Below are 510 nucleotides of genomic sequence, written 5' to 3' on the forward strand. Positions count from 1 at the left end.
CCTTTTTGCAGGGCAAGGGCAAGCTGGGTAACGATGTTGGCGTCGCGGTGGAAACTGCGGTTGCCGATGACGGCGCATTGCCCCCAGTCCAAATCCAAAACAGGCGTGAAGGATAGGTCGATACCGCAGGCGGAGAGTTCGGTTGCTAAAACCCAGCCGACTTGTTCTGCTTGGGCGCAGGCGGCTTCTTTGCCTTCGTTGTCCCAAATTTCGCCCAATACGTTCATGGCCGGCAGGCGGGTGAAGCCGTCAATAAAACGTTGAACCCGTCCGCCTTCGTGGTCGACGGCGATGATGAGTTCAGGTGTACGGACGGCTTTGATTTCTTGAACCAAAGCTTTGAGCTGGGAAACGTTTTCAAAGTTGCGGCGGAACAAAATAACGCCACCGACGGCAGGGTCGAGCAGGCGTTGTTTTTCTTCTTCGGTCAGATGATAGGCGGCAACATCGGCCATGACTGGGCCGCGTGGAAGATGAGGCGTATTCATTGTTTTGTCCTGAATAATGTAT

The 510-nt window shown here is 54.3% G+C and carries 1 protein-coding gene; it reads right to left on the reverse strand.

Annotation, left to right across the window (positions count from 1 at the left end):
• Positions 1–488: beta-N-acetylhexosaminidase (gene nagZ / locus ACTHSP_RS21620; protein WP_440346958.1), on the reverse strand; the 488-nt coding region annotated here is incomplete at its 3' end.
• Between the last annotated feature and the right edge of the window lie 22 nt (positions 489–510).

This window comes from Neisseria sp. P0001.S005 (assembly GCF_051963715.1).